This is a genomic window from uncultured Brevundimonas sp. (genome assembly GCF_937863155.1).
Lineage (GTDB): Bacteria > Pseudomonadota > Alphaproteobacteria > Caulobacterales > Caulobacteraceae > Brevundimonas.
Window position 1 is genome coordinate 1 of record NZ_CALMFB010000024.1, and the last position, 21,437, is coordinate 21,437.

Genomic DNA, 21,437 nt, shown 5'->3' on the forward strand with positions numbered 1-21,437 from the left:
GATGGACATGCTGACGTCATGGATGGCCTGGTACTTGCCATAGAAGAAATTCAGGTTCTTGACTTCCAGCTTGACGCGTTCTGTGGGCTGATCTGTGTTCATGGTCGGTTTCCCGGGCGGGCGCGGGCGCCCGCCGCTGGGGCCTGGCCACCCACCATGGCTGGTCGCTTCACCTGACCGACGCCGTCCTGCCGCTGGGCGAACCGCACGGCTGCGTGGGCGCGGTGGGCTAGACCGCCAGATTGTCGATCAACCGCGTTCGGCCGATCCAGGCGGCGGCCAGGATGCGGGCCGGGGCGTCGACCGTCCCTGCGAAGGGCGCCAGATCGTCGGCGCGGCGGATGGCGACATAGTCGATGCGCTCGAACCCGGCCTTCAGCAGGGCGGCGTGGGCGTCCTTCTCGACCGCCGCCAACGGACGGCCCGTCGCGGCCTGGGCGCCCGCCTGAGCCAGGACGCCGTTCAGGCGCCGGGCGATCTCCAGCTGGCCTTCATTCAGGTAGGCGTTGCGGCTGGACAGGGCCAGGCCCCAGCCGTCGCGCGCCGTGGGCGAGCCGACAATCTCGGTCGGGATATCCAGGTCGGCGGCCATGCGGCGCACGACCATCAGCTGCTGGTAATCCTTTTCCCCGAACACGGCGACGTCGGCCTGGACCTGGTTCAGCAGCTTGGCCACCACCACCGCCACCCCGCCGAAGAAATGCGGACGGAAGTCGGTCTCCAGCCCCTGCGACGGGCCGCCGACCTCGACACGGGTGGCGAAGCCCGCCGGATACATCTGGTCCGCCGTGGGCGCCCACATCAGATGACAGCCGGCGCCGACCAGCAGTTCCGCATCGCGCGCTTCCTGCCGGGGATAGGTGCCCAGATCCTCATGCGCCGCGAACTGGGTCGGATTGACGAAGACGCTGGCTGCCACCCGGTCGGCGCGTTTCAGCGCCTCGGCCACTAGGCCCAGATGCCCCTCGTGCAGGGCGCCCATGGTGGGCACGAAGCCGACGCTGAATCCCTGACGGCGCCAGTCGCGCACCACGGCGCGCAGGTCGGGCACGGTGCGGACGATGGGCAGGGCGTCGATGTCGGACATGGTGAAGCGATTAACCCTGACCCTTAAGCCTGTTGATCAACGGGACTGCAAAATTTGCCCGCTAGGGTGCCGCATATGGCCGCTCCCGTCCTGCTCCGTCCAGCCCTGGCTTGCGCCTCCGTCCTGATCCTGGGCGGATGCAGCGCGGTCGAGGGCGATGCCCACCGGTTCGAATCCATGGCCCGCGCCGTGGCCGAGATCGAGGTACCGATGACGCCGGTGTCGCGTGACGCCCCCTCGGCCCCGCGCGCCCTGCCCTCTCAGCAGTCCGGCCTGCGTCCCGCCCTGCAGGTGCAGGTGATGGAGCCGCACGATCTTTGGGACGCCCGCGACGGCGTGGTTCAGGACACGATTCAGGGCCCCGTGCGCCAGGCCGTGGTTCGCACCGCCGCCGAGGCCGCACCCGCCGTGGTGCGACAAGCGTCCGAGCGTGTGGGCCTGCGACCCGCCGTGCCCGCGGCGCGCGGCGGCGCCGTGATCCAGCTGGGCGCCTTTTCGACCCCGGCGGCCGCCCGCGCGGCCTGGGCCGACGCCTCGCGCAACAGCGCCCTGGCCGGCCTGACGCCCCGTTACGAGGCGGTTCAGGTGAACGGCAAGCCGCTGACCCGGCTGAAGGTCGGACCGATCCCGGCCGACGCCGCCGCGCAACTGTGCCGCGCGGCCCGCGTGTCCGATCCCTGGTGTCGCCGGGCGGGCTGATCGTCCACAGGCGCGTCATTAAGCTGTCGTTGACCTGAAGCCGCCTGCGCCCGATTCTGCGGGGCCTGGACCGAGGCGCCTCTGAGTCGCGCGCCCGGCCGCTTGAAACGGATCGTTCGCGCCATGTCGCAGCCTCTGGTCGTCGTTGTCGGCAATGAAAAGGGCGGGGCCGGCAAGTCCACCCTGGCCATCCATATCGCCACCGGCCTGCTGCATGCGGGCAAGCGGGTGGCCATCATCGACCTGGACCTGCGCCAGCGGTCGATGGCGCGCTTCTTCGCCAACCGCGCCGCCTGGGCCGCCGCCAACGGACAGGCCCTGCCCATGCCGACCGAGCCGGACATGGGCGACGGCAAGGCCCTGGCCCGCGCGGACGAGGCCGAACAGATGGCCCGGTTCGACGCCGCCTTCGCAGAAGCCCAAGGGGCGGACGTCATCCTGATCGACACGCCCGGCGGCGACACCGCCCTGTCGCGCGCGGCCCACGCCCGCGCCGACCAGATCATCACCCCGATGAACGACAGCTTCGTCGATTTCGACCTCTTGGGTCAGGTCGATCCGGTGACCCTCGAACTCCAGAAACCGTCGATCTATTCCGAGAGCGTCTGGGAGGCGCGCAAGCATCGCGCCATCACCCAGGGGCGCCAGGCGACCATCGACTGGGTCGTGCTGACCAACCGCCTGGCCGTGGCCGAAGCGCGCAACCGCAAACGTCTTCAGGAGCGGATGGACAAGCTGGCCAAGCGGGTCGGTTTCCGCGTCGGGCCGGGCCTGCGCGACCGGGTCATCTATCGCGAGCTGTTTCCCTTCGGCCTGACGGTCGCGGACCTGTCGAACGAGGTGCGGCCGGTGGCGGTGTCCCTGGCCCATGTCGCGGCGCGCCAGGAGTTGCGCAATCTGATGCTGGCCCTGGGCCTGGACCAGAGCCTGACCCCGTTGGACGCGGCGGCCTGAGTTGAGCCTGATCTGGCTGGGTCTGGGCGCCCTGGCCCTGTGGGCGCTGGTCCGGCTGGGCCGCCAGACCGAGGGGCCACGGCGTGGCCACTGGCGCGTGGCGGCGACCATCGTGGCGGCGGCGGCCATGGGCGGCGGCCTTCTGGCGGCCATGCGCGGCGCCTGGATCATGGGGGCGGCCCTGGCGGCGGCGGGCCTGTGGCTGGTTCTGGCCTCGCGTCAGCGCAGCGTTGCCCCCCGTCGTGAAGAGATGTCGGCCGCCGAGGCGCGCGCCATCCTGGGGGTCGGCGCGGATGCCGACGCCGCCACCATCAACGCCGCCTGGCGCCGCCTGATGGCCCGCGCCCACCCCGACCAGGGCGGCACCGAGGGCCTGGCCGCGCGCCTGAACGCCGCCCGCGACCGCCTGCTGAAATCTTAGTAGGCTTGGCTCTGGGCCGGGCGTTCTTCCAGATGGCCGTCCTTCAGGGCGAAGACGCGGTCCATGTGACCGGCCAGCTCCATGTTGTGGGTGGCGATCAGGGCGGCGACGCCGGTGTCGCGCACGCGGGCGCGCAGGGCCTCGAACACCGCCTGGCTGGTGGCCGGGTCCAGATTGCCGGTCGGCTCGTCCGCCAGCAGTAGGCGCGGGCCGTTGGCCAGGGCGCGGGCGATGGCCACGCGCTGTTGTTCCCCACCCGACAGCTGGGCCGGCTGGTGGTCGATGCGTTCGCCCAGGCCCAGGGCCGTCAGCAGTTCGGCCGCGCGGGCTTGCGCCTCGGCCGCCTTCATCCCCGCGATCCGCAGCGGCAGGGCGACGTTGTCGCGTGCGTCGAACTCGGGCAGCAGGTGGTGAAACTGATAGACGAAGCCGATCCGGTTCAGACGCAGCCGCGTGCGCGCGCCCTCGTCCAGGGCGCCGGCGTCCTGGCCGTCGATGATCACCTGGCCGGTCGTCGGCCGCTCCAGCAGGCCGGCGGCGTGCAGCAGGCTGGACTTGCCCGATCCCGACGGCCCCACCAGACCGACGATCTGGCCCGGCAGGATGTCCAGGTCCACCCCCTTCAGCACCGTCAGCCCGCCTTGGGCGGTCGGATAGGTGCGCCCGACGCCGCGCAGCGACAGCACGGGCGACACGGGCGCAGTCTTGGGCGCGGTCTTGGTCTTGCTATTCAAAACGCAGGGCCTCCACCGGGTCCATGCGGGCCGCGCGCCACGAGGGCAGCAGCGAGGCCACGCACGACATGAACAGCGACCAGACCGCCACCCAGAAGACATCGACCGGGTCCACCAGGGCCGGCACGGCGTCCAGCATATAGACCTCGGCGTTGAACAGCTGGACCCCCAGCAGCGCCTCCAGGAAATGCTGGATCGCGCCGATGTTCAGGCAGAACAGCAGCCCCAGCACCAGACCCGTCATCGTGCCCGCCGCCCCGATGGCCGCGCCCGAGATGAAGAATACCCGCAGCATGGAGCCGCGGCTGGCCCCCACGGTGCGCAGAATGGCGATATCGCGCGTCTTGTTCTTCACCAGCATGACGATGCCGGAAATGATGTTCAGGGCGGCGATGCCGACCACCAGGCCCAGGATGATGCTCATCGCCACCTTCTCGACCTTCAGCGCCCCGGCGAAGGCCGCCAGACGGTCGCGCCAGTCGCTGACCAGGGCCGGGCCGCCCACGGCCTGGCGGATGGGTTCGATGAAGTCGCCGACGCGATCCGGCTGGGCCAGCTTGATCTCCATCACGTCCCACATCCCCTCCTTGCCGAAGAACAGCTGCGCCTGCTCCAGCGGCATGAAGATGAAGATGCGGTCGAAGTCGGCGGTGCCCGAGCTGAAGATTCCGCCGACGATATAGGTCTTGGTCAAGCCGCCCAGATTGCCGAAGGCGCTGTCGGCGCCGGTGGGCGAATACAGGCTGATGGGCGAGCCGACGCCGACGCCCAGCTGTTCGGCCAGCGCCTTGCCGATCAGCACGCGGTCGCCGCCATAGGCGCCCTGGCCGAAGGTGGCGCGCGCCTCGGGCGTCAGGCTGTCATAGACATAGCGGGTCGAGGCCAGGTCCTGGGGCCGAACCCCGCGCACGATGCCGCCCGACGTCTGGCCGCCCGCCTGAAACAGGGCCTGGCTTTCGGTCAGGGGCGTCACGCTGACCACGCCGGGGACGTCGCGGATGCGGCCCAGGGCGGCCTCGCGATCCGGCGCGCTGAGCACTGGCCCCTGCACATAGGCATGGCCGTTGAACGACAGCATCCGATCCATCAGCTCGGTGCGGAACCCGGCCATGATGCTCATGACCGTGATCAGCGCCATCACCGCCAGGGCGATGGCGACGTAGGAGATGATAGCGATCAGGGCGATGCCGCCCTCCTTGCGCCGCGCGCGCAGATACCGCAGCGCCAGGCCGAACTCCCAGCTGGAAAACGGCCCGGCGGGCTTGGAAGGAACGGCCTCGGTCATGCGGTCAGTTTCGCCAGCGCGTCATCCAGCGAGACCGACAGCTTTTCACCCGTCGCGCGGCGTTTCAGCTCGACCACGCCGTCGGCCAGGCCCTTGGGCCCGATGGTCAGTTGCCACGGCACGCCGATCAGGTCGGCGGTGGCGAATTTGCCGCCCGGCCGTTCGTCGGTGTCGTCGTACAGCACATCCTTGCCGGCGGCTTCCAGGCGGACGACCGCATCCTCGCAGGCGGCGGACACCGCTTCGTCATTGGCGCGCAGATTGATGACCACCACGTCGAACGGGGCCACGGCGTCGGGCCAGATGATGCCGTTCTCGTCATGGCTGGCCTCGATGATGGCGCCCAGCAGGCGCGACACGCCGACGCCATAGCTGCCCATGTGCACCTCGGTGTCCACGCCGTCCGGCCCGGCCACCTTTGCCTTCATCGGCGCCGAATATTTCGTGCCGAAATAGAAGATGTGCCCCACCTCGATCCCGCGCGCGGTCAGGCGGTCGACCTCGGCCGTCTGGGTCTCGAAAGCCGCGGCGTCGTGCATTTCCTCGGTCGCGGCGTACAGGGCCGTCCGTTGGTCGAACACGGCCTGAACGGCCTCGGGGCTGAAGTCGTCGCCGGGCGCCGGCATTTCCACCAGCTGGCGGTCGCAGAAGACCTCGCTCTCGCCCGTCTCGGCCAGGACGATGAACTCGTGGCTCAGATCGCCCCCGATCGGCCCGGTGTCGGCGCGCATCGGCACGGCCTTCAGCCCCATGCGGGCGAAGGTGTTCAGATAGGCGGTGAACATGCGGTTGTAGGCGACGCGCGCCGAGGCTTCATCGATGTCGAAGCTGTAGGCGTCCTTCATCAGGAACTCGCGCCCGCGCATCACGCCGAAACGGGGCCGCCGCTCGTCGCGGAACTTCCACTGGATGTGAAACAGGTTCAGCGGCAGGGATTTGTACGACTTCACGAAGCCCCGGAAGATGTCGGTGATCATCTCCTCATTGGTGGGGCCATACAGCAGCTCGCGTTCGTGCCGGTCGGTGATCCGCAGCATCTCCGGCCCATAGGCGTCATAGCGGCCCGACTCGCGCCACAGATCGGCCAGTTGCAGCGTCGGCATCAACAGTTCGACCGCCCCGGCGCGGACCTGCTCCTCGCGCACGATCTGCTCGATCTTGCGCAGCACCCGCAGGCCCAGCGGCAGCCAGGCGTAGATGCCGGCCGCCTCCTGCTTGATCAGGCCGGCGCGCAGCATCAGCTGATGCGAAACGATCTGGGCGTCCGAAGGCGCCTCTTTCAGAATGGGCAGGAAATAGCGCGACAGGCGCATGGGCGTGGAATCCGGGGCAGACGAAAATCGGGAACGCCCGGTTTAGCCGGGCGACCGGGGCGAAAGCTAGACCGCGTTTCCAACCATCGTCGGCAGCGGCAGCCAGCCGGTGAAGACCAGCACCATCACGAACACCCAGACGATGGCCGACACCCAGGTGGTGGTGATGAATTTCTTCTTCAGCTGCGGGTCGCGCGGCGCGCCCCACTGGGCGCCGTCATCGGGCTTTTCCTGGGCCTGCTGGTTCATGCCCAGCGGCAGGATGGCGAACAGCACCACCCACCAGCAGACGATGTAGATGGCCAGCATGGTGATCGGACCGATCGGCATCAGTGCGCCCCGTTTTCAGAATTGGCTTTCGGCGTTTGCATCAGTTCGACCAGCACCCCGCCCATGTCCTTGGGATGCAAGAAGATGATCGGCGTGCCGTGGGCGCCGATGCGCGGCTCGCCCGTACCCAGGATGGTCGCGCCCCTGGCGCGCAGGGCGTCGCGGGCAGCGAGGATGTCGTCTACCTCGAAACAGACGTGATGCTGGCCGCCCCTGGGGTTCTTGGCCAGATAGCCGTGGATCGGGCTGTCGTCGCCCAGCGGCTCGATCAGTTCGATCTGGCTGTTCGGCAGGTCGATGAAACAGACCCGCACCCCCTGGGCCGGCAAGTCGAACGGCGCATGGGCCTGCGTGGCGCCCAGCAGGTCGCGATACATCGCCACGCTGGCCTCGATGGACGGCGTTGCGACGCCGACATGGTTCAGACGACCGATCATTTGTATAGCTTAGCCATGAAGAAGTCCGGCAGCGAGTGGTGGCTCATTATTGCGATAGCGCTTGGGGGCGCTGCCGTCATCGCTCTCACCGCTAGCGGCGACGATCGAGAATACGGAAAGACATTCGTATATGCGCTTGTTGGACTAGTGATACTGACCGCCAGCATGATTGGGACCATCTTCACGATTGGACGGATTGGTCAGGGCACGGAAGCAGAAACCGGGATGATTGGTGTGGCTTGCTTGATCGGCATTTTCGTCACCACACCAATTGCATTCTGGATCGTGTTCGGCCTTCTGGATCGCCTCTGGATCTAAAGCCTCAATACAATCGTCTCGACGATGGGTCGGCGCGCCCAGACTCCCTGGCTGGCCTTCTTCAGCGCCCGCGCCACGGCCTGTTCGATGACGGTTTCGTCCTCCAGCGCCTCGCCTTTCAGCTTCATCACCGCCTGTTCGACGCGTTCGGCCAGGTCGTCCAGCACGTCACCCAGCGGCGTGTCCTCGTCTCCCGGCAGGCCGATGCCGCGCACGTCGATGTCGGACACGATCTTGCCGCGCCGGTCCAGGGCGAAGCTGACGATCAGCACCCCGTTCGACGCCGCATGGCGCCGCTCGCGCAGGGCCTCGCCCGCCTCTTCCACCAGCATGCCGCCGTCGACATACAGGCGCCCCGAGGGCACCTCGTCCACGATGGCCGCCGGGCCGGGGGCCAGGCGCACCATGTCGCCGTTGCGCGGGGTGATGCTTTCGGGAACCTGCATCTCGCGCGCCAGGGCGGCATGTTCGGCGATGTGGCGGCGCATGCCGTGGGTCGGCACGGCGATCCGGGGCCGCGCCCACTGATACATCTGGCGCAGTTCGTCGCGGCACGGGTGGCCCGAGACGTGGATTCCAGGATGATCCTTGTCGGTGTAGATGCGCACGCCCCGGTCGGACAGAACATCCTGCAGCCGGCCGATGGCCAGTTCATTGCCGGGGATGACCCGCGACGAGAAGATGCAGTGGTCGCCCGGCCCCAGCTTGATGAAGGGATGGTCGCCTTGGGCCACGCGCGACAGGGCGGCGCGCGGCTCGCCCTGGCTGCCGGTACACAGATAAAGGATCTGGTCGGCGGGCCACAGGCGGGCCTCGTCTTCGGACAGGAAGGGTTTGCAGTCGCTCAGCATGCCGACCGACTTGGCCGCCGCCGTGATCCGGTGCATCGACCGACCGGCCAGAACGACCCGACGCCCCGCGGCCTCGGCGGCGTGGATCACACTGTCCATCCGCGCGACGTTCGAGGCGAAGCAGCCGACGGCCACCCTGCCCTTCAGCCCGCCGATCAGTTCGGCCAGCGCCTCGCGCACATCGCCTTCTGACCCCGCCACGCCTTCCTGGAAGACATTGGTGGAATCGCAGACCATGGCCAGAACGCCCTCGTCGCCCAGGCGCTTGATCATGTCGACGTCGGTGCGTTCGCCGACGATGGGATCGTTGTCGATCTTCCAGTCGCCGGTGTGCAGCACCGTGCCCAGCGGCGTCTTGATGGCCAGGCCGTTCGGCTCGGCGATCGAATGGGTGATGGTCACCATCTCGACCTGGAACGGCCCCAGGTCGATGGTCCCGCCCAGCGGCACCTCATGGATCGTCACCTGGTCCAGCAGGCCCGCGTCGCGCAGCTTTTCCCGGATCAGGAAGGCGGTGAAGGGCGTGGCGTACAGCGGCGCCTTGATGCGCGGCCACAGCCAGCCCAGGGCGCCGATATGGTCCTCGTGCGCATGGGTCAGGACGATGCCGATGATCTCCTCGCCTTCCAGATAGGTCGGGTCGGGCACGATCACGTCCACGCCGGGCGTGGTGTTGTCGCCGAAGGTCACGCCCACATCGACCACGATCCAGCGCCGGTCCTCGGCGGGGCCATAGCCATAGGCGTTCAGGTTCATGCCGATCTCGTTCGATCCGCCCAGCGGCAGGAAGACGAGTTCGTTGTCTTGGGTTTTGCTCATGCGCCCATATGGGTGTTGCGACGGTGAATTTCGAGAAGGCCGCGCAGGGTCAGATCAGGGTCGAAATGGTCGATGCTGTCGGTCGCGCCCTCGAACAGGGAGACAACGCCGCCGGTGCCGATGACCGTCATGGGCTTGCCCCACTCGGCCTTGATGCGCGCGACCAGCCCTTCGATCAGGGCGATATAGCCCCAGAAGACACCCGACTGCATGTTCGACACCGTGTCCTTGCCGATGACGCGGGCGGGCTTCTGGATGGCGATGCGCGGCAGCATGGCCGCCGCCTCGTGCAGGGCCTGCAGGCTCAGGTTTATGCCCGGCGCGATGATCCCGCCTTCAAAGGCGCCGTCGGCCGCCACCACGTCGAAGGTGGTGGCGGTTCCGCTGTCGATCACGATCAGATCCCCGGGATAGGTCAGGTGCGCGCCCACGGCGTTGACCAGACGGTCGGCCCCCGCCTCGGACGGCTTGTCGATGCGCGCGGCCGGACCCAGCCGCACATTGTCGCCGACCACCAGAGGTTCGACGTTCAGATAGCGCCGCGCCAGGTTGCGCAGGTTGAAGATCGACTGCGGCACCACGCTGGAGACGATGCAGGCGTCCAGCGCGCCGATCGACAGGCCCCGCATGTCCAGAAGCTGGCTCAACCAGACCGCGTATTCGTCGGCGGTGCGCGACGCCTCGGTGGCGGCGCGCCACTGGGCGATCCAGTCCGTACCGTCATGGACGGCGAACAGGGTGTTGGTGTTGCCTTGCTCGATGGCCAGCAGCATCAGACCGCCTCTCCGAAGAACACATCCCCCGCCGATATCAGGCGAAGCGTCCCGTCCGCCAGCCTGAGGCGCAGCGACCCGTCGCCCTCGACCCCTTCGGCCACGCCCTCGACCGTCTCATGGCCCAGGCGGGCGACGCAGGGGCCGCTCAGGGTGGCGTTGCGCCGGACCCAGGCGTCCAGCACGGGCTGAAAGCCGATCTCTTCCCATCGCCCGGCCCAGTCGGCCCAGGCCTGGGCCAGCACGTCAACCGCGACATCGGGCGACGGCGGATAGGCGATGTCGGGTCGCAGGTGCGACGCCAGGGCCGCCGCCGGCCGTTCGGTCCCTTCCGGCGCATGGGCCAGGTTGACGCCGATGCCGACCGCCAGCCACAGGCCACCGCCGTCGTGGGCGCCGGACTCCACCAGAATGCCTGCCGCCTTGGCCCCGCCCAGCATCACGTCATTGGGCCATTTGATCGTCACGGCGCCCGGCGCCGCAAAGGCGTCCAGCAGGTCGGCCACCGCCAGGGCGGCGATGAAGGTGGCCTGGGCCGCCTCGGCCGGGGGCTTGCGCGTGGTGGTCAGAAGGGTGGCGAACAGATTGCCCGTATCGCTTTCCCACGCCCTGCCCCGCCGGCCGCGACCGGCGCTCTGACGGCGGGCGGTCAGCCAGACCGGGCCGGTCTCGCCGGCCTCGGCCCGGCGGCGCGCCTCGGCGTTGGTGGAATCGATCTGGTCGAAGCGGATGACGGGCGCAGGCAGCACCTAATCCTCCCCCACCGGGGGAGGGGGACCATGCGCAGCATGGTGGAGGGGGCTGAAGGCATGCGCCGGCGTGTGGGGCTGGCCCCCTCCACCGCTTCGCGGTTCCCCTCCCCCGAAGGGGGAGGATCGCGCGGGCGTCACCGTCATCCGGCCCCGAAGCCCGAGGCGGCGGTGCGCGTCAGCGGCTCGATCCAGGCCAGGGCGAAGATCACCAGCGGGAAGGCGAAGGCCGCCGACAGCCACGCCACCGTCCTGGCCTCGATCGGCGAGGCGTCGGGCGCGACGTCGGACGCCGGGGCGTCGAACCACATCAGCTTGATGATCCGCAGATAGTAGAAGGCGGCCACGACCGAGGCGACCAGACCGGCGGCGCCCGCCATCCAGTAGCCGGCGTCGGCCGCCGCGCCGAACACCGCCCATTTGGCCCAGAAGCCCGACAGCGGCGGCATGCCCAAAACCGACAGCGACAGGATGGTCAGAGCCACGGCCGTCATCGGCTTTTCACGGCTCAGGCCCGCCAGATCGCTGATCGACCGGATCGGACGCCCGCCCCGCGACAGCGACAGCAGCACGGCGAAGAAGCCCAGCTGGTCCACCACATACAGGGTCATGAACAGCAGCATGGCCTGGACGCCCGCCTGGGTGCCCGCCGTGATGCCCAGAAGGGCGTAACCGATGTTGGCGATGGACGAATAGGCCAGCAGGCGCTGGATGTCCTTTTGCACCAGACCGCCGAAGGCGCCGACCGCGAAGCTGATCAGCGAGATCAGGATCAGCACCTGGGCCCACTGGTCGTGCGACTGGGCGAAGCCGTCGGTCAGGACGCGCGCCGTCAGCACCATGGCCGCCACCTTGGGCGCCGTGGCGAACAGGGCCACCACCGGCGTGGGGGCGCCTTCGTAGACATCGGGCGTCCACATGTGGAAGGGCGCGGCCGAAACCTTGAACGCCAGGCCGCAGATCAGGAACACCAGGCCGAACACCAGGCCGACGCCGGGGTTTTCGCCCGCATAGGCGGCGATGGCGTCATAGTTCATCGAGCCGGTGAAGCCGTAGATCAGGCTGGCGCCATACAGCAGCAGGCCCGACGACAGGGCGCCCAGGACGAAATATTTCAGGCCCGCTTCCGACGCCTTCAGATTGTCGCGGTGGAAGGCGGCCAGGACATACAGCGCCAGCGAATGCAGCTCGACCCCGACATACAGCGAGATCAGGTCGCCCGACGACGCCATCATGGCCATGCCGACGGCGGCCAGGACGATCAGGATCGGATATTCGAACTTGGCGATGCGGGTGCGCGCCATCCAGCCATCGCCCAGCACCACGCACACGGCCGCCGACAGATAGATCAGCGCCTTGGCGAACACCGCCAGCGGGTCGGCCACGAAGGCGCCGTTGAAGGCGGTTCCCAAGGGGCCGGTGACGGCCAGGCCGGTCGCGACCAGCAGCAGCAGCACCGACAGGCCGGACACCAGACGGGCCGACTTTTCGCCGATGAAGGCGCCGACCATCAGCAGCGCCAGGGCGCCGATGGCGAGCGTCAGCTCCGAGGCCGCAAGGTTCAGGGCGGGGATCAGGTCAGGCATATGGATCTCACCCGCCGATCGCGGCGCGATAGGCGCTGGTCAGGGCCTCAACCGAGGGCCCGGTGATGTCGAGAACGGCCGCGGGATAGACCCCCAGCCAGATCGTGCCGACGATCAGCGGCAGGAACAGGATCAGTTCGCGCCGGTCGATGTCGGTGATGGTCTTCAGCGCCGGATTGGTGATCTCGCCGAACATGACGTTGCGATACAGCGTCAGCGCATAGACCGCCGAGAAGATCACGCCCGAGGCCGCGATCAGCGCCGTCCAGGTCGAGGCCTGATAGGCGCCGGTCATGGTCAGGACCTCGCCCACGAAACCGCTGGTGCCTGGCAGGCCGACATTGGCCATGGTGAACATCAGGAAGATGGCCGCGAACCACGGCATCTTGCTGGTCAGGCCGCCATAGAAGGCGATCTCGCGGGTGTGCATCCGGTCGTAGACCACGCCCACGCACAGGAACAGCGCGCCCGAGATCAGGCCGTGGCTGATCATCTGGAACACCGCACCCTGCACGCCGGTGTCGTTGCCGGCGAAGATGCCCATGGTCACGAAACCCATGTGCGCCACCGACGAATAGGCGATCAGCTTCTTGATGTCCGTCTGCCGGAAGGCGACCAGCGACGTATAGACCACCGCGATCACCGACAGGCCGAAGACCAGCGGCTGGAACATCTGCGACGCCTGCGGGAACATGGGCAGGTTGAACAGGATGAAGCCGTAGCCGCCCAGCTTCAGCAGGATGCCGGCCAGGATCACCGACCCCGCCGTGGGCGCCTGGACGTGGGCGTCGGGCAGCCAGGTATGCACCGGCCACATCGGCATCTTCACCGCGAACGAGGCGAAGAAGGCCAGCCACAGCAAGGGCTGAACCGCCGGATCGAAGGCGTATTCCTTCAGCGCCGGAATACTGGTGGTGCCCGTCTCGTGCGCCATCCACAGCATGGCCAGCAGCATCAGCACCGACCCCAACAGGGTGTAGAGGAAGAATTTATAGGCCGCGTAGATCCGGTTCTGACCGCCCCAGACCCCGATGATCAGGAACATCGGCACCAGGCCGCCTTCGAAGAAGATGTAGAACAGGAACATGTCCAGCGCCGTGAAGACGCCGATCACCAGCGTCTCCAGCACCAGGAAGGCGATCATATATTCGACGACGCGCGTCTTGATCGTGTTCCAGCTGGCCAGGATGCACAGGGGCATCAGGAAGGCGGTCAGTAGCACGAACAGGATCGAAATCCCGTCCACGCCCAGGTGATACTGGGCGCCGGCGAACCACTGATAGCGCTCGACGAACTGATAGGCCGGGTTGGAGGAGTCAAAGCCCGCCACCAGCAGGATCGACACCCCCAGGGTGACCAGGGTCGTGGCCATGGCGATCCAGCGCGCGGCCGGCGCCGCCGCCTCGCCCCGCTTGCTCAGCAGATGCGCGACCAGGATCACCCCCGCGCCGACCAGCGGCAGGAAGGTGACCAGGCTCAGGATGTTCGGAATCACCGGCATCGGCTCAGGCGCCCCAGGCGTAGATGGCGAAGGCGAGGAAGCCGGCGACGCCCAGCAACATCACGAACGCATAGTGATAGACATAGCCCGACTGGACCTTGGACAGGCGGCCGGCGAACACGCGCGACAGGAAGGCCATGCCGTTCGGCCCGCCCCCGTCGATGATCTTGACGTCCCCGACCTTCCAGAACATGTCGCCCAGGGCCTTGGCGCCCTTCACGAACACCGCGTCGTACAGCTCGTCGAAATACCATTTGTTGTACAGGAAGGCGTGGATCACCCCGCCCCGCTCGGCCATGCGGCGGGCCATGCCTTCCTTGATGACATACAGCCAGAAGGCGACGGCGGTCCCGATCAGCGTCAGGATCAGCGGCGACCACTTGACCCAGGTCGGCACCCCATGGGCGTCGTGCAGGACGTGGTTGTCGGGGGCGTTGAAGATGGCCCCGCGCCAGAAGTCGTTCTCGTGGTGGCCGGTGAAGAACGGCTCGAACACCATGCCGGCGAACACCGCCCCGACCGACAGGATCAGCAGAGGCGCGATCATCACCCAGGGCGATTCATGCGGCTTAAGCGGGCCATGGTGGTGGTGATCGTCGTGGGCGTGATCGTCGTGCGCCGGATGGGCGCCGTCGGCCAGAGGCTCGTCATGCGTCTCCAGCTGGGCCGGCTGGGCGGCGTGGTCGTCATGGGCGTGCTCGTGATGATCCTCGTCCTTCCACACCGGCTTGTTGTGGAAGGTCATGAACACCAGACGCCAGGAATAATAGGCCGTCAGACCGGCGGCGAAGATGCCGACGAAGAAGGCGAACAGGCCCATGGGCGAATGGTTCGAGGCGGCGGCCGCAAAGGCGCTCTCGATCACGATGTCCTTGGAATAGAAGCCCGCCAGGCCGCCGATGCCAGGGATGCCCAGGCCGGTGATGGCGATGGTCCCGATCATCATCACGGCATAGGTGATGGGCAACAGCTTCCACAGGCCGCCCATCTTCCGCATGTCCTGTTCGTGGTGCATGCCGTGGATCACCGAACCGGCGCCCAGGAACAGCAGGGCCTTGAAGAAGGCGTGGGTGAACAGGTGGAACATGGCCGCCTCATAGGCGCCCACGCCGGCGGCGAAGAACATGTAGCCCAGCTGCGAACAGGTCGAATAGGCGATGACCCGCTTGATGTCGTTCTGGGCCAGGCCGACCGTGGCGGCGAACAGGGCCGTGACGGCGCCGGTCAGGGCCACGATCTGCGACGCCACCGGGGCGTACTCGAAGATCGGGCTGAGAAGGCAGACCATATAGACCCCGGCCGTCACCATGGTGGCGGCGTGGATCAGGGCCGAAACCGGCGTCGGGCCTTCCATGGCGTCGGGCAGCCAGGTGTGCAGGAAGAACTGGGCCGACTTGCCCATGGCGCCGATGAACAGCAGGAAGGCCGCCAGATCCAGCGCCGACCAGGTGTGCCCCAGGAACGCCCACCCCGTCCCGGCCTTGGCCGCGATCAGGGGGAACAGCTCGGCGAAGTTGATGGTGCCGAACATCCAGAACAGCGTCATGATGCCCAGCACGAAGCCGAAGTCGCCGACGCGGTTGACCACGAAGGCCTTGATGGCGGCGGCGCTGGCCGTGGGCTTCTTGTACCAGAAGCCGATCAGCAGATAGGACGCCAGCCCCACCCCTTCCCAGCCGAAGAACAGCTGCATGAAGTCGGCGGCGGTCACCAGGGCCAGCATGGCGAAGGTGAACAGCGACAGATAGGCGAAGAACCGCGGCTTGTCCGGGTCTTCGGCCATGTAGCCCCAGCTGTACAGGTGCACCAGCGACGACACGGTGGTGACCACGATCAGCATGGTGGCCGACAGGGCGTCGACGCGGATCGACCAGGCCGACTGGAAATCCCCGACATTGATGAAGGGCAGCAACTCGACCGTGAAGGCCGGCATATGGCCCCACGTATGCTGGCTGAACACGATCCAGCCCACGGCGCACGAGAAGAACAGCAGGCCGGTGGTGATCGCCTGGGACGCGACATTGCCGATGCGGCGGCCGGTCAGGCCCGCGATCGCGGCGCCCAGCAGCGGGGCGAAGACGCCCAGGGTGACGAGAGTCTGGATGGTCACGATCAGCCCTTCATCACGCTGGCGTCGTCAACCGCGATGTCGCCGCGGTTGCGGAAGAAGGTCACCAGGATCGCCAGGCCCACGGCCGCCTCGGCGGCGGCGACGGTCAGGACGAACATGGCCATCACCTGCCCGGCCACATCGTTCAGATGGGTCGAGAAGGCGACGAAATTGATGTTCACGGCCAGCAGGATCAGCTCGACCGACATCAGGATGATGATGACGTTCTTGCGGTTCACGAAGATGCCGAACACCCCGATGGTGAACAGCATGGCGGCGACCGACAGGTAATGCGGCAGCGCGATTTCCATCAGCGAAGCTCCTCGGGGGTCACGCCCACGCCGGTCTGGACGCTCTTGACCTGCATGGCGGTCTTGGCGTCGCGGCCGACCTGGCGGCTGACGTCCTGGCGCTTGATGTTGGGCTTGTGGCGCAGGGTCAGCACGATGGCGCCGATCATGGCGATCAGCAGCACGATCCCCGCCGCCTGGAAGAAATAGACGTAGTCGGTGTACAGCACCCGACCGATGGCCTCGACATTGGTCTGGTCCGGCGTCGCGGCGATGGGACCGGCGGCGTCGCGCGCGGCCCCGCCCTGGACCACGGCCATGGACACCACGATCATCTCGACCAGCAGCACCGCCGCCACGATCCCGCCCAGCGGCAGATAGCGGGCATAGCCTTCGCGCAGCCGCACGAAGTCCACGTCCAGCATCATGACCACGAACAGGAACAGCACCGCGACCGCGCCGACGTAAACCACGACCAGCAGCATGGCCAGGAACTCGGCGCCCATCAGCACGAACAGCCCCGCCGCCGAGAAGAACGACAGGATCAGCCACAGCACGCTGTGCACCGGGTTGCGCGCGGTCACAACCATGAAGGCCGGGATCACCGCCGCCGCGGCCAGGATGTAGAAGGCGATGCCTTGCAGCATTTGCGGGCCAGGCCCTTTCTTTCGGTGCGGCGCGATCCCCGATCGGAATCGCGGCCGGGTTTAGCGATACGGCGCGTCGAGTTCCAGATTCTTGGCGATCAGCCGTTCCCAGCGGTCGCCGTTGGCCAGCAGGCGGGCCTTGTCATAGTAAAGTTCTTCGCGGGTCTCGGTGGCGAACTCCTGGTTCGGACCTTCCACGATGGCGTCCACCGGGCAGGCCTCCTGGCACAGGCCGCAGTAGATGCATTTGACCATGTCGATGTCGTAGCGGGTCGTGCGGCGGCTGCCGTCGGCGCGCGGTTCGGCCTCGATGGTGATGGCCTGGGCCGGGCAGATGGCCTCGCACAGCTTGCAGGCGATGCAGCGTTCCTCGCCGTTCGGATAGCGGCGCAGGGCGTGCTCGCCCCGGAAGCGCGGCGACACCGGGTTGCGCTCGAACGGATAGTTCACCGTCGCCTTGGGCTTCAGCATGTATTTGACCGTCAGGCCGACCGCGCCCACGGCGTCGACCAGCAGGGCGCCTTTCACGGCTTGCTTCAGGCGGGCGATCATTGGGTCTCTCCGGGACGGCGGCACTCGCGCTGATAGCGGGCCGTGTCCTTGTTCATCGTGGCGCACGCGCGGGCGCGTTCGGCCTCGCGCGCGGCGATCTCGTCCTGGCGGCGCTGCCACTGATAGGGCGAGGTCGGCATGGCCTCATAGGGCGTGCAGGCGGCCAGGCCGCCGGCGCCGAGAAGGGTCAGCATCAGGGCCATGCGGATCACGCCCCCACCCCGAACACGCGCCAGGCGGCGACCACGACCACCGCCACCAGCGACGTCGGCAAGAAGATCTTCCAGCCCAGCCGCATCAGCTGGTCATAGCGGTAACGGGGCACGAAGGCCTTCACCAGGGCGAACATGAAGAACCAGAAGACGATCTTCACGAACAGCACGCCGAACAGCAGCAGGTTGCGCACCCATTCCGGCCAGGCGTCGGCGAAGCCGATGGGGAAACCCGGGTTCCAGCCGCCGAAGAACAGCAGGCTGATCATCACACACATGAAGACGATGTTGGCGTATTCGCCGATCATGAACAGCAGATAGGGGGTCGAGCTGTATTCGACCTGATAGCCGGCCACCAGTTCGGACTCCGCCTCGGGCAGGTCGAACGGCGGGCGGTTGGTCTCGGCCAGGGCCGAGATGAAGAAGATGATGGCCATCGGGAACATGACGATCACGGTCGGCCAGGTGTCCAGGCCGCCGCCAAAGGCGTTCCAGTTCCAGATCCAGCCCGACTGCTGGGTCACGATGGACGTCAGGTTCATCGACCCGGCCAGCAGGATCACATTGACGATGATCAGGCCGATGGAGACCTCGTAGGACACCATCTGCGCGGCGGACCGCAGCGACCCCAGGAACGGATACTTCGAGTTCGAAGCCCAGCCGCCCATGATGATGCCGTACACGCCCAGCGAGCTGATGGCGAAGATGTACAGGATGCCGACGTTCAGGTCGGAGATGACCCAGCCCGGCGCGAACGGGATCACCGCCCAGGCGATGAAGGCCAGGATGAAGGTGATCAGCGGCGCCAGCAGGAAGACGACCTTGTCCGACCCGGCCGGAACGACGATCTCCTTCAGCACGAATTTGAAGAAGTCGGCGAACGACTGCAGCAGGCCGAAGGGGCCGACGACATTCGGTCCTTTGCGCAGTTGAACGCCCGCCCAGATCTTGCGGTCCGCCAGCAGCAGGAAGGCCAGCGAGATCAGGATGCCGACCGTGACCAGCAGGATCTGGCCGACGGTGATCAGGGTCCAGCCGACCGGGGTGCTCCAGAATTCCATCAGACAGCCTCGGCGCGATAGATCAGATAGGCGAAAAGCAGGATGCAAAGGTTCTCGCCGATGAAGGCGAGACGGATCAGCCAGACCTGGCGATGAACGCCAAGGTCATGCAGGCGTGTCTCGCCCCCAAACAGGGCGGTCGTCAGACGATTTCCGTCCTCAGGATTCTGCGGATCGATGCCGAGCGTCTTGGTCAGCGCGCGGACTTCCTTGACGAACAGAAGCATCAGAACGACCGACACCAGAAGCGGAGCGAACATCCAGATGGGATAACCGGCCAGCGTCATCGCCCTACTCCGCCGCCATCGACGCCGGGGCCGTCCGCTGGGCGGACAGTTCGGCCATGGTCGCGCTGGCCCGCGCGATCGGGTTGGACAGATAGGGGTCGGCCACCGGCGAGACGAAATCGCCCTCACCCAGATCGCCCTTGGCGCCCAGCGAACCGACATCGAACGTCGCGGCCGGGGCCACATAGTCGATGCGGCCGAAGGTCGGATGATCGGCCATCAGTTTGGCCCGCAGCTGGTCCAGGGTGTCGTACGGCAGGGTGTGGCCCACCCGCTCGGACAGGGCGCGGATGACGGCCCAGTCTTCCTTGGCCTCGCCCTTCGGGAAGACCACCCGCTCGGCCATCTGAACCCGGCCCTCGGTGTTGACGTACAGGCCCGGCTTTTCCGTATAGGCCGCGCCCGGCAGGATGACGTCGGCGCCGTGCGCGCCCCGGTCGCCGTGGCTGCCCAGATAAACGCGGAAGGCGTTGGAGGCCGTGGCCTCCACCTCGTCGGCGCCCAGCAGGAACAGCACATCCAGCGCCTTGGGCTTCAGCATCGCCGCGACGTCCAGGCCGCCTTCGGCCGGCACGAAGCCCATGTCCAGCCCGCCGACGCGTGCGGCGGCGTGGTGCAGGATGTTGAAGCCGTTCCAGCCATCCATGACCACGCCGACCTTCTTGGCCAGGGCGCCGACGGCGTTCAGCACCGCCGCGCCATTGGCGCCGCCCAGGGCGCCCGCGCCGACCACGATGGCCGGGCGCTCGGCCTTGGTCAGGGCGTCCACCACCGCCTTGGGCAGCTTCGACAGGGTCTTAGCCCCCGCGCCCAACCAGTTGTAATCATAGGTCAGATCGGCCTGCTGACCGATCACGCCGATCTCGGCCTTGCCGGCCAGCCAGCTCTTGCGCAGACGGGTGTTGACCAGCGGCGCCTCGCGACGCGGATCGACGCCGACCAGCAGCACGGCGTCCGCCGCCTCGATCCCGGCGATGCCCGAGTTCATCAGCCAGCCCTCGCGAGGACCGTAACCCAGCGCCGCGCCGTCCTGACGGCAGTCGGTGTTGGCCGAGCCCAGGGCGCGGAACAGGTCCAGCGCCGCCTTCATCGATTCCGCGTCCTGCAGATCGCCGGCGATGACGCCGATGCGCTCCGGCTTGGCCGCCTTCAGCTTCTCGGCCACGACGCTCAGGGCCTCGTCCCAGGTCGCGACCCGCAGCTTGCCGTTCTCGCGCACCCACGGCCGGTCCAGACGGCGCGCGGTCAGGCCGTCGACCGCGTATCGGCTCTTGTCCGACAGCCACTCCTCGTTGACGCCCTCATTGACGCGCGGCAGCACCCGCATCACCTCGGCCCCGCGGCTGTCGGCGCGGATGTTGGACCCCACGGCGTCCATGACGTCGATGGTCTCGGTCTTCTTCAGCTCCCACGGGCGATAGTGATACTGCCACGGCCGGTGGGTCAGGGCGCCGACGGGGCACAGGTCGTTGACGTTGCCCGACAGCTCGCTGTCGATGTTCTTTTCAAGATAGGTGGTGATCTCGGCGCTCTCGCCGCGCGAGATCATGCCGATATCCGGCACGCCGGCCACCTCGGTGATGAAGCGGACGCAGCGCGTGCACTGGATGCAGCGGGTCATGAAGGTCTTGACCGTCGGACCCATGTTCTTTTCTTCGACCGCGCGCTTGTTCTCGGAATAGCGCGAGCCGTCGCGGCCATAGCCGACGGCCTGGTCCTGCAGGTCGCACTCGCCGCCCTGATCGCAGATCGGGCAGTCCAGCGGGTGGTTGATGAGCAGGAACTCCATCACCCCTTCGCGGGCCTTCCTGACCATCGGCGTGTCGGTGAAGATTTCCTGCCCCTCGGCGGCCGGCAGGGCGCAGCTGGCCTGCGGCTTCGGCGGTCCGGGCTTCACCTCGACCAGGCACATGCGGCAGTTGCCGGCGATCGACAGCCGCTCGTGATAGCAGAAGCGCGGAATCTCGTGCCCGGCGCGCTCGGCGACCTGGAGCACGGTCATGCCGGGCTCGAACTCGGTCTCGACGCCGTTGACCTTGGCGATAGGCATCAGCGGGCCTCTTTTTCGACGGCGGGGGCCGTCATCTGGATACTCGTGGACACCCGGCGGCTTTCGCGGGACAGGCTCACGCTGTCGCCGTCCGCCCGGCATTCAAAACTCAGCACGCCGCCATCGACCGGCGCGCGCCACGACACTTCGGCCCGGCCCTCGCCCGCCGCCGTGAAGGTGACGGCGTCGCCCTCCTGGCCGAACATGCGCTTGACCGCATCGCGGCACGCGGTCGGCAGGTCCACCGGCGCGGCGGCCACGACCGGCGCAGGCGCCGCGGCCGGCGTCGGTTCGGCCACGTCGCGCGTCTCCGACTGACCGCAGGCGGTCAGGGTCAGAGCAGCCCCGGCAAGAAGGATCGCCGCGCGCAT

The 21,437-nt window shown here is 67.5% G+C and carries 24 protein-coding genes; 4 read left to right on the forward strand and 20 right to left on the reverse strand.

Features of this window, described 5'->3' with window-relative positions; translation table 11 throughout:
* Positions 1 to 229: 229 nt before the first annotated feature.
* Positions 230 to 1,078 carry a pantoate--beta-alanine ligase gene (gene panC / locus Q0581_RS03250; protein ID WP_298697839.1) on the reverse strand — a complete coding sequence of 283 codons (849 nt, stop codon included), beginning with the start codon at positions 1,076 to 1,078 and terminating at the stop codon, positions 230 to 232.
* Positions 1,079 to 1,162: 84 nt separating this feature from the next.
* Between panC and Q0581_RS03255 the strand changes: the two genes are divergently transcribed.
* The 3 genes from Q0581_RS03255 (at position 1,163) to Q0581_RS03265 (ending at position 3,161) form a co-directional block, all read left to right on the forward strand.
* Complete coding sequence (locus Q0581_RS03255) at positions 1,163 to 1,786, forward strand: SPOR domain-containing protein (RefSeq protein ID WP_298697561.1); 624 nt, start codon at positions 1,163 to 1,165, stop codon at positions 1,784 to 1,786.
* Positions 1,787 to 1,909: 123 nt separating this feature from the next.
* Complete coding sequence (locus Q0581_RS03260) at positions 1,910 to 2,740, forward strand: division plane positioning ATPase MipZ (RefSeq protein ID WP_298697563.1); 831 nt, start codon at positions 1,910 to 1,912, stop codon at positions 2,738 to 2,740.
* 1 nt (position 2,741) lies between these two features.
* Positions 2,742 to 3,161: a molecular chaperone DnaJ gene (locus tag Q0581_RS03265; RefSeq protein ID WP_298697565.1), complete on the forward strand. Its 420-nt coding sequence runs from the start codon at positions 2,742 to 2,744 to the stop codon at positions 3,159 to 3,161.
* On the opposite strand, the gene Q0581_RS03270 is transcribed toward Q0581_RS03265, so the two are convergent.
* The 5 genes from Q0581_RS03270 to mce form a co-directional block, all read right to left on the reverse strand.
* Entirely contained in the window at positions 3,158 to 3,856 is a 699-nt protein-coding gene (locus tag Q0581_RS03270; RefSeq protein WP_298697841.1) for an ABC transporter ATP-binding protein, read from the reverse strand. The two genes, Q0581_RS03265 and Q0581_RS03270, sit on opposite strands and share 4 nt — an antisense overlap.
* A gap of 31 nt (positions 3,857 to 3,887) precedes the next feature.
* Positions 3,888 to 5,180 (reverse strand): lipoprotein-releasing ABC transporter permease subunit, encoded by a 1,293-nt coding sequence (locus tag Q0581_RS03275; protein ID WP_298697567.1) that lies wholly within the window; start codon positions 5,178 to 5,180, stop codon positions 3,888 to 3,890.
* On the reverse strand, positions 5,177 to 6,493 hold the full coding sequence (proS, locus tag Q0581_RS03280) for a proline--tRNA ligase (RefSeq protein ID WP_298697568.1): 1,317 nt from the start codon (positions 6,491 to 6,493) through the stop codon (positions 5,177 to 5,179). The genes Q0581_RS03275 and proS overlap by 4 nt, the downstream gene beginning before the upstream one ends.
* A gap of 66 nt (positions 6,494 to 6,559) precedes the next feature.
* Positions 6,560 to 6,823: a DUF1467 family protein gene (locus Q0581_RS03285; protein WP_298697570.1), complete on the reverse strand. Its 264-nt coding sequence runs from the start codon at positions 6,821 to 6,823 to the stop codon at positions 6,560 to 6,562.
* The gene (gene mce / locus Q0581_RS03290) at positions 6,823 to 7,260 is read right to left on the reverse strand and encodes a methylmalonyl-CoA epimerase (protein ID WP_298697572.1); all 438 of its coding nucleotides are present in this window, start codon (positions 7,258 to 7,260) and stop codon (positions 6,823 to 6,825) included. The genes Q0581_RS03285 and mce overlap by 1 nt, the downstream gene beginning before the upstream one ends.
* A gap of 15 nt (positions 7,261 to 7,275) precedes the next feature.
* Here mce and Q0581_RS03295 point away from each other — a divergent pair, with 15 nt between their 5' ends.
* Positions 7,276 to 7,578, forward strand: a complete 303-nt coding sequence (locus tag Q0581_RS03295) for a hypothetical protein (RefSeq protein ID WP_298697574.1) — start codon at positions 7,276 to 7,278, stop codon at positions 7,576 to 7,578.
* Here the strand turns inward: Q0581_RS03295 and Q0581_RS03300 are convergent.
* From Q0581_RS03300 to Q0581_RS03365, 14 genes are all read right to left on the reverse strand, one after another.
* Positions 7,575 to 9,248 carry a ribonuclease J gene (locus tag Q0581_RS03300; RefSeq protein WP_298697576.1) on the reverse strand — a complete coding sequence of 558 codons (1,674 nt, stop codon included), beginning with the start codon at positions 9,246 to 9,248 and terminating at the stop codon, positions 7,575 to 7,577. The two genes, Q0581_RS03295 and Q0581_RS03300, sit on opposite strands and share 4 nt — an antisense overlap.
* Positions 9,245 to 10,024 carry a type III pantothenate kinase gene (locus tag Q0581_RS03305; protein WP_298697842.1) on the reverse strand — a complete coding sequence of 260 codons (780 nt, stop codon included), beginning with the start codon at positions 10,022 to 10,024 and terminating at the stop codon, positions 9,245 to 9,247. Before Q0581_RS03305 ends, Q0581_RS03300 begins: the two co-directional genes overlap by 4 nt.
* Positions 10,021 to 10,770 carry a biotin--[acetyl-CoA-carboxylase] ligase gene (locus tag Q0581_RS03310; RefSeq protein ID WP_298697578.1) on the reverse strand — a complete coding sequence of 250 codons (750 nt, stop codon included), beginning with the start codon at positions 10,768 to 10,770 and terminating at the stop codon, positions 10,021 to 10,023. The genes Q0581_RS03305 and Q0581_RS03310 overlap by 4 nt, the downstream gene beginning before the upstream one ends.
* Positions 10,771 to 10,913: 143 nt before the next feature.
* A complete protein-coding gene (gene nuoN / locus Q0581_RS03315) occupies positions 10,914 to 12,356 on the reverse strand; it encodes an NADH-quinone oxidoreductase subunit NuoN (RefSeq protein ID WP_298697580.1) in 1,443 nt (480 codons plus the stop codon).
* Between the two features lie 7 nt (positions 12,357 to 12,363).
* Entirely contained in the window at positions 12,364 to 13,857 is a 1,494-nt protein-coding gene (locus tag Q0581_RS03320; RefSeq protein ID WP_298697582.1) for an NADH-quinone oxidoreductase subunit M, read from the reverse strand.
* A 4-nt stretch (positions 13,858 to 13,861) separates the two neighbouring features.
* Positions 13,862 to 15,961, reverse strand: a complete 2,100-nt coding sequence (gene nuoL / locus Q0581_RS03325; RefSeq protein ID WP_298697844.1) for an NADH-quinone oxidoreductase subunit L — start codon at positions 15,959 to 15,961, stop codon at positions 13,862 to 13,864.
* 8 nt (positions 15,962 to 15,969) lie between these two features.
* A complete protein-coding gene (gene nuoK / locus Q0581_RS03330; RefSeq protein ID WP_298697584.1) occupies positions 15,970 to 16,278 on the reverse strand; it encodes an NADH-quinone oxidoreductase subunit NuoK in 309 nt (102 codons plus the stop codon).
* Complete coding sequence (locus Q0581_RS03335) at positions 16,278 to 16,904, reverse strand: NADH-quinone oxidoreductase subunit J (RefSeq protein WP_298697585.1); 627 nt, start codon at positions 16,902 to 16,904, stop codon at positions 16,278 to 16,280. Before Q0581_RS03335 ends, nuoK begins: the two co-directional genes overlap by 1 nt.
* Positions 16,905 to 16,964: 60 nt before the next feature.
* Positions 16,965 to 17,456, reverse strand: a complete 492-nt coding sequence (nuoI, locus tag Q0581_RS03340; protein WP_298697587.1) for an NADH-quinone oxidoreductase subunit NuoI — start codon at positions 17,454 to 17,456, stop codon at positions 16,965 to 16,967.
* A complete protein-coding gene (locus Q0581_RS03345) occupies positions 17,453 to 17,668 on the reverse strand; it encodes a hypothetical protein (protein WP_298697589.1) in 216 nt (71 codons plus the stop codon). The genes nuoI and Q0581_RS03345 overlap by 4 nt, the downstream gene beginning before the upstream one ends.
* Complete coding sequence (gene nuoH, locus Q0581_RS03350; RefSeq protein WP_298697846.1) at positions 17,665 to 18,732, reverse strand: NADH-quinone oxidoreductase subunit NuoH; 1,068 nt, start codon at positions 18,730 to 18,732, stop codon at positions 17,665 to 17,667. The genes Q0581_RS03345 and nuoH overlap by 4 nt, the downstream gene beginning before the upstream one ends.
* Entirely contained in the window at positions 18,729 to 18,956 is a 228-nt protein-coding gene (locus tag Q0581_RS03355) for a hypothetical protein (protein ID WP_298697591.1), read from the reverse strand. The genes nuoH and Q0581_RS03355 overlap by 4 nt, the downstream gene beginning before the upstream one ends.
* Positions 18,957 to 19,020: 64 nt before the next feature.
* On the reverse strand, positions 19,021 to 21,066 hold the full coding sequence (gene nuoG / locus Q0581_RS03360) for an NADH-quinone oxidoreductase subunit NuoG (protein WP_298697592.1): 2,046 nt from the start codon (positions 21,064 to 21,066) through the stop codon (positions 19,021 to 19,023).
* A complete protein-coding gene (locus Q0581_RS03365; protein WP_298697594.1) occupies positions 21,066 to 21,437 on the reverse strand; it encodes a hypothetical protein in 372 nt (123 codons plus the stop codon). The genes nuoG and Q0581_RS03365 overlap by 1 nt, the downstream gene beginning before the upstream one ends.